This window comes from Desmonostoc muscorum LEGE 12446, from assembly GCF_015207005.2.
GTDB lineage: Bacteria > Cyanobacteriota > Cyanobacteriia > Cyanobacteriales > Nostocaceae > Nostoc > Nostoc muscorum.
This window is the reverse complement of sequence record NZ_JADEXS020000002.1, coordinates 539,347-545,682: the sequence shown is the minus strand read 5'-3', so window position 1 is coordinate 545,682 and position 6,336 is coordinate 539,347. Positions and strand designations below refer to the sequence as shown.

General features: G+C 41.0%; 10 protein-coding genes. 4 read left to right on the top strand and 6 right to left on the bottom strand.

Features of this window, described 5'->3' with window-relative positions; all coding sequences use genetic code 11:
- The 3 genes from IQ276_RS38905 to IQ276_RS38895 all read right to left on the bottom strand — a co-directional run.
- On the bottom strand, nucleotides 1-368 hold a 368-nt coding region (locus tag IQ276_RS38905; RefSeq protein WP_373690641.1), incomplete at its 3' end, for a hypothetical protein.
- A 1,158-nt stretch (nucleotides 369-1,526) separates the two neighbouring features.
- A complete protein-coding gene (locus IQ276_RS38900; RefSeq protein ID WP_193921194.1) occupies nucleotides 1,527-1,763 on the bottom strand; it encodes a hypothetical protein in 237 nt (78 codons plus the stop codon).
- A gap of 33 nt (nucleotides 1,764-1,796) precedes the next feature.
- Nucleotides 1,797-2,216 carry a hypothetical protein gene (locus IQ276_RS38895; protein ID WP_235116504.1) on the bottom strand — a complete coding sequence of 140 codons (420 nt, stop codon included), beginning with the start codon at nucleotides 2,214-2,216 and terminating at the stop codon, nucleotides 1,797-1,799.
- A gap of 66 nt (nucleotides 2,217-2,282) precedes the next feature.
- Here IQ276_RS38895 and IQ276_RS40555 point away from each other — a divergent pair, with 66 nt between their 5' ends.
- Both IQ276_RS40555 and IQ276_RS38890 read left to right on the top strand, forming a co-directional pair.
- The gene (locus IQ276_RS40555) at nucleotides 2,283-2,408 is read left to right on the top strand and encodes a hypothetical protein (RefSeq protein WP_255264453.1); all 126 of its coding nucleotides are present in this window, start codon (nucleotides 2,283-2,285) and stop codon (nucleotides 2,406-2,408) included.
- A 35-nt stretch (nucleotides 2,409-2,443) separates the two neighbouring features.
- Nucleotides 2,444-2,698, top strand: a complete 255-nt coding sequence (locus IQ276_RS38890; protein WP_190882232.1) for a TIGR03643 family protein — start codon at nucleotides 2,444-2,446, stop codon at nucleotides 2,696-2,698.
- Between the two features lie 328 nt (nucleotides 2,699-3,026).
- On the opposite strand, the gene IQ276_RS38885 is transcribed toward IQ276_RS38890, so the two are convergent.
- Nucleotides 3,027-3,263: a hypothetical protein gene (locus IQ276_RS38885; RefSeq protein WP_193921197.1), complete on the bottom strand. Its 237-nt coding sequence runs from the start codon at nucleotides 3,261-3,263 to the stop codon at nucleotides 3,027-3,029.
- A gap of 41 nt (nucleotides 3,264-3,304) precedes the next feature.
- Here IQ276_RS38885 and IQ276_RS38880 point away from each other — a divergent pair, with 41 nt between their 5' ends.
- Nucleotides 3,305-3,571, top strand: coding sequence for a hypothetical protein (locus tag IQ276_RS38880; protein ID WP_228043365.1), 267 nt, complete (start codon nucleotides 3,305-3,307; stop codon nucleotides 3,569-3,571).
- A gap of 218 nt (nucleotides 3,572-3,789) precedes the next feature.
- Nucleotides 3,790-5,691 (top strand): methyltransferase domain-containing protein, encoded by a 1,902-nt coding sequence (locus IQ276_RS38875; RefSeq protein ID WP_235116503.1) that lies wholly within the window; start codon nucleotides 3,790-3,792, stop codon nucleotides 5,689-5,691.
- Between the two features lie 43 nt (nucleotides 5,692-5,734).
- On the opposite strand, the gene IQ276_RS38870 is transcribed toward IQ276_RS38875, so the two are convergent.
- The gene (locus IQ276_RS38870) at nucleotides 5,735-5,902 is read right to left on the bottom strand and encodes a 3'-5' exonuclease (protein WP_228043363.1); all 168 of its coding nucleotides are present in this window, start codon (nucleotides 5,900-5,902) and stop codon (nucleotides 5,735-5,737) included.
- Between the two features lie 212 nt (nucleotides 5,903-6,114).
- The gene (locus tag IQ276_RS38865) at nucleotides 6,115-6,273 is read right to left on the bottom strand and encodes a hypothetical protein (RefSeq protein ID WP_193921202.1); all 159 of its coding nucleotides are present in this window, start codon (nucleotides 6,271-6,273) and stop codon (nucleotides 6,115-6,117) included.
- Between the last annotated feature and the right edge of the window lie 63 nt (nucleotides 6,274-6,336).

Sequence of the window (6,336 nt, the reverse complement as noted above, 5' to 3'; positions counted from 1 at the left end):
GTTGCACTCTTAGTAGATTGATTAATCTCAGTACCTCGATCTAAAATTGCCTCAACCTCTGCTAAAGACATTCCTAGTTTTAACCGTTCGTATTCTACACGGCTAACGTGCCGGGCTTCAGTTTGAACGGTTGATTTTTGCTGATTGGCAGCAAGAACCGATTGACTGAAGTCATACCCTATCACGTCACATGAGTTGCAAGCACTAGGAGGAGGATTCAACTCAAAAATCGTCTGCCGTGGACTAGACGTAAACACTATTTTGACAGAAGTATTAAGCATGACTATCACGGTGATAGACAGGCTGATATATCCAATCAATTTACGTTGTTTAGCAGACGCAATGTGACTGACATTCCAAGTATTCATAACGACTCTTCCCTCAAACTGTTTGTTTGTTTAAGAAAAGCCCAGGGAAGGGTACGAGTTTGTAAAAGTCTCAAAGTTTTGCGACGAACTACGAGCCTACCTACTCTCTCTAGCCACGTTCATCTGGGCTAATCAAAGTATATGCGATGGAGAAAAAGTAAGCATTAGTGAGTTAGCAAAAGGCCTAAGGAATCCACCATAAAGAGCCAATTACAAAACTCAGCAACATCAAGCATTTCAATGCATTGAAATGCATTCATAAGGGGGATTTTACTCTATTTATATTCGGGTTCCCGTCATTCAGTGTGGCTTACACTCATTGTTTTGTACGGTTATCCGTAATTCCAAAATATGTTAAAAATAATTACCTTGCGTTTGTGCAAGGCAATTATTTTTAAGTCTTACACTGGTCTATTGTCACTCTTGATTAAATAAGTTATTCAATATATGCCAGTAGGTAGACTTCGTAATTCGTCGCTCTTACATATTAGTCTGATTTCACAAGATTTTTAATAGCTTTACTATAAATTTACAAAACTTTTGTCTAAAGTAATATGTAAAATGAGATAATGAAAAAATTTGCCAATTTGGCACATGCAAACACAACCGTTGTGATAGCAAGCCAAATAGCACTAAAATTTTCAGTATCAGTTACTCTAAATGATCCATTAGATCACATCTGGATTCCGAACAGTGTCTCACTTTTGAAGTAATAACGCTTTGCAAAAAATATGCATTACAACATTGTATTATAATACTTAGTACAAATTATGACAAGGTTGTGGGCGGTTTTAGTTGCAAATAATCCTTGTTGAAAATTGTCGCAAAGTCCAAACACCAAAGAAATTGCTCGAATTCTGCACTCAGAATTAGACTGAAGTTCCCCCTATACTGATGTACTAATATAGCCTGCAAGCTTGATTGAGTAATGAATACAGGCTTGGATAACAGAACAATTGTACTAACAAAATTTAAGATTGTTTTTAGGTTTAGAATGTTACTAATAGAACATTCGTGACAAGTTAAAGCTTCCATTAGTTTGGTCAAGAGTAATTAATCTATATAAAACTAGATATTAAGTATCAAATTTATCTTAAATACTCAGTTTGGAGGACAAGGATGAACGATGCTTTTAAATATGACGGATCGCCTCTTCGCTCACTTTTCAAGAGAACCATCGCAAGTATCCCCCCAAACTGCCATAAACTCTTGCCACTCCTCCTCAGTCTGGAGCGGTTTGTCTTGTGTCAGTCCTACTATTCGTGCTAGCTTCCTGGCTTCGTCTATGCTCTCGCCAAGCTCCATCAACTGATGTTCTAGGTTAGGGTCGTAGCCTTGAGCTATCAGCTTGGCATATTCGGTATCGGTCATGCCGAGGTTGTGGATGTTGGTCATGGGGTTGGGGGCGATCGCATCTATTCACTACTCTTAGGTCACAGTTAGTTCTTGCAGCAAGGCATCATTTATCCGTTGTGCTTCTTCACCAGACTGTTCCGTTACATTAAAAGCTTGCTGCACTATGGTTTGAACTTCCTTTGGTAGCGATTCAAACTTATCAGTATTGAGTATGACAATGCGACAACCAGGGTAAGGGGCAAAATCACAGAAAGGTTTCATCCCTGATGTAATGAGCAATTTACTAAGTTTTGCAATAGAATGGCGAGGCTTCTGGTTGTCTGAAGTGCTGTTAATTTCGGATGCAAAATAACCACACAGCCAACTCAAGGCATCAATATCTTTTTCTAAAGCTGCAACCGTGCTATCTAACACCTGTTTGTTGAGCTTTACAGGCAGATTGTCAAAAATTGTATCTAAGGCTTCTGGCTGTCGCTGCTGACAATAACGCACCGCAGATTCAACAAGTTTATCGATTTTAGTGGGTTGGGGTTGCCCAAATCCTTTGCCAGAGATGACATGTTAGTTGGTGTATTGAATACAGCGATTTTAGCAGGGGGAGCAGGGGGAGAGATTTTATTAGTTGCTAAATCATCCCGCTTTCGGGAGCAACGCCGTAATTCTTTAAGACAAAAAGTAAAATAGATGTAGCTCGAATTGACCAATTATAAGCTCTCGGCATGAAGTTACCAAACCTTGATCTCGAAACTATTGATCGCATCATTGAAATGGCATGGGAAGATAGAACACCAATGGATGTTATTGAAACTCAGTTTGGGCTACAAGAGAAACAGGTAATTGCCTTAATGCGGCAGCAAATGAAAGAATCCAGTTTCCGTATGTGGCGAGAGCGAGTTACCAAACGCAAGACAAAACATTTATTTAAGCGAGAGTTTATTGCAGGTAGGTTTAAGTCACAAAATCAAAAATCATGAACATGAATGTGTGACAGGTGCGATCGCTTGGGGTTTCCTCGCTTGTAAAAGTTTAAGTTACAGCGCCACGTTCAAAGGTTCTGGCAATTTGGCATCACAACTCTCTGAATTACCGTTTAAATGAGATATCAACAGAACAGAACAGCCACAAATCGCCTAAGTTGACCCAATGCTGTAGATAACTCAGCAATCAACCCACAGCGCTCGGTCATCGCTTCTCTACAACTGGCTAGTAATGTACTAGAAAATAAATAGTAAATGTGCGATCGCTCTCCCGTTTTCCTCTAAGAATTGGGGGAGCGATGTCTAAGACGGGCTGCGCCTACGCTCACTTTTCAAGAGAACCATCGCAACTATCCCCCCAAACTGCCATAAACTCTTGCCACTCCTCCTCAGTCTCCGGTGCTTTGTCTTGTGTCAGCCCCATTACTCGCGCTAGCTTCCTGGCTTGGTCTATGCTCTCGCCAAGTTCAATCAACTGGTGTTCTAGGTTAGGGTCGTAGCCTTGGGCTAGTAGCTGGGCATACTCGATATCGGTCATGCCGAGGTTGTGGATGTTGGTCATGGTTGGGGGGCGATCGCTTTTGGGTTTCCTCTAAGAACGAGGTGGGGTGCGATGGCTCAAGCGCCCGCCGCAGGCATCGCATCGGTGGTACTCGCCATCATTTAAATAACTTTATTCCCGAATTATTAGCTGCTCATTCAACAAAATGTCTTCAAATTTATCGCACGTTACTTAAAGTTATCGCTCACAAGACTGTTCCCGATCGCCCCGCTAGGAGTGAACCACGGGTTCGCAAACGCCGCCCAAAAGCTTACCCATTGATGACAAAACCCCGGAACGAATTACGTAAACAATTACAAACTGCTTAATTGATAAGCGTTTCCGCTTTTCTTAGTGCCATTCAATTCTGATCCTTCGGCAAGCTCAGGGCATCGCTTCTGAATTCTTCTTTAATTATCTCCCCTAATTCTCCCCTTTTGTTTTCTAGTCTTATAAATATCAATAAATTAACGGATAGAAATAAATAAAATTTATCTGTTATTGATAACTCTAAATTATTTATATCTATTTAACAGGAATCTAAACAATGATACCAGGAGAAGAAGTCATGGCTAAAAATTTGGGTTTGATCGACAAAGAAAATAATAATCTTGCTGAATTAGCGGTTAATTTAGGTTCAATAAAAGGGACTAATACAGGTGCAGGAATTTTAACTAATCTTTCTTCCAATGCATCGACAAATGATATTGATTGGTATAGTTTTAAACTAGATAGTACAGCACCTGTCAACAGTTACATTGAACTGTCTTCGCCTGATGTTGTCAATATTAAGGCTACCTATGATGTGGTTTTATTCAAGTACAACGCTGCAACTGATAGCTATGACAGTGTGACTAGTTACCAATTACCTAATTACCCATTTACAGAGAGAATTGACCTCACTTCTTTACAAACTGGGACTTATTTTTTTGCTGTTGTTGGTGCTGCATATTATGGCAGTAGTTCCACTGGATTATATAATCTCAGAATTTCAATTCCCTCGCCTTCTTTGCCGGGTACGGTGATTAATGGCACTGATGTTAGCGAGAAATTGACTGGAGGAAATGAAGAAAATACTATCAATGGTAAAGCTGGTAACGATACCTTAATTGGTGGCGCAGGTGACGATACTCTCAATGGTGGAGATGGCAATGATATCTTGACTGGCGGGGCTGACAGCGATTTGCTTAATGGTGGAGCAGGTATTGATAAAGTAGTAGAATCGGGTGATTTAGCTAAATTTATTCTCACCAACGATCGCCTAATAGCCAATGGCGTTGATCTACTCCTTGGTATTGAACAAGCTCAACTCACTGGTGGTAATACCTGGAATATTCTAGACGCATCTGGATTTAGTTTAGGTTCAGTTACATTAGATGGTGGTGCTAGTGATGATTCATTATTAGGTGGTACTCAAAGCGATCGCCTCATTGGTGGCGATGGCTATGATTTCCTGGATGGCAAAGCAGGATTTGACATTCTCATTGGCGGTACTGGCGGAGATGCTTACGTTGTAGATAACGTTGGAGATGTAATTTCCGAAACATCCACTTCTACCTATGAATATGATAGAGTTCTGTCTTCTGTTACTTATACTTTAGGAGCAAATCTAGAAGAATTGACTCTTACGGGAACTGCTGCCATTAACGGTACAGGCAACGGTTTAAATAATAAGATTACTGGAAATACTGCTAATAACACTCTCAACGGCGGAGCAGGATTTGACATCCTTGATGGTAAGGGAGGTGTTGATACTTTAATCGGCGGCTTAGGAGATGATACTTACATAGTTGATAATACTTTAGATGTAATTGTCGAAACCTCAACCACAGATTTTGATACAGTCGAATCTTCTGCTACATACACCTTGGCAGCCAATCTCGAAAATTTGCAACTCGTTGGTAGTGGCGGCAATATCAATGGCACAGGAAATAATCTCAAGAATCAGGCTATCAAATTTACTTCTAAGAGGCACTCAGCTATTGACGTAGGCTGTGGAAGCAGTGGACGTTTTATTAACATCTTATCTAAGCATGGATTTCAGGCTGAAGGACTTGATATTTCCACAGAAATGATAAATTTAGCCAAGCACCTGCATCCAGAAATTACGTTTTACACCGAAGACATCTGCTGTTGGATTCCTGGGAAACTTTACAGTTTAATTTCTGCTTGGGACAGCATTTTTCATCTGCCGCTAAATATGCAACAGCCTGTTATGAAAAAGCTATGCGATGCTCTTGATTCGGACGGAGTACTCCTGTTCACATGTGGTGGCGGACATACAAAAAGTGAGATTTCGGGGGCATTTCAAGGTCAGGAATTTGAGTACAGCACTTTGGGCGTAGATGCTTTGCTACGGATTCTTAAGCGTAATCACTGCACATGTCGCCACCTCGAATATGACCAATATCCTGAAAATCATGTTTATATCATTGCTCAAAAGACTTAACCAATCATTGTGTTTTCCTCGCTTGAATGAAAAGTGAACACAATCAAGTTACTTTCGCTGCTACTTTACTTAATGCCGTCTCCAAACGACTGGTAAACTCTGAGGAGCGATCGCAACTCATAATCAGTTGCTCAATTGCCCGTGTCATCGCCACGTAAAGTAATCGCGCTTCTTCTTCTGGCTGGTTGACGACTAAGGGCTTTTTGGTCATCTAGCTTAATATGATATAGCACTTAATATGTCATTTGACACATCTTAGCTACACCCAGGCTTGTGTGTTCTCCGCAAAAACTCAAAAATTTTTTTGATTTACAAGATATAGAGTGCGCTCACTCTCCCGTTTTCCTCGCTTGAATTGGGCAGGGCGATCGCTCGTGCTGCGATATTTCCTCTAAGAACGGATGCGATCGCTTCCTCGCCCCCCTACAGCTGCTCCATCTTCACCCCCGCCACTTCCATCATCACCGTAGTAATTGGCACAAGCCGCCCCACAGTGGTGTAATAGCTACTCCCCACTGGCGCTCTTTCCTTACGTTTACGCAATGTTGCTTCATTCTCAACTGCTTTTTGGACTTTGGACAAAAAGAAGTTTATTCGCGAGTGTGACTCGCGAATAAATGAATGATTAATCTTGTTTATAGTGAC